General features: G+C 55.7%; 1 pseudogene. It reads left to right on the top strand.

The annotated features are described in order from the left end of the window. Window positions 1-273 (top strand): annotated as a pseudogene (locus tag Q4563_RS19800) (glycoside hydrolase); the annotation flags it as partial.

The raw sequence follows: 273 nt of genomic DNA, 5'->3' as shown, positions 1-273 counted from the left end.
GCATGTGGTTGCGGTGATTCTGGATGGCGAGAACCCCTGGGAATATTACCCGGACAACGGCTACACCTTCCTCGAAACCCTCTACCAGACCCTGACCGAGCATCCGCGTATCGCCATGACAACCTTCTCCGATGCCCTCGACCAGAATGCCTGCGTGCGTGATTTACCAGTGCTCAAGGCTGGCAGCTGGGTGTATGGCAGTTTCTCAACCTGGATTGGCGACAAGGACAAAAACATCGGCTGGGACTTGCTGGTAGAAGCCAAGCAGGTGTT

The organism is Gilvimarinus sp. 1_MG-2023, assembly GCF_030548285.1.
Note: the sequence above shows the minus strand (reverse complement) of the source record. Positions and strands in the feature narration are given on the sequence as shown.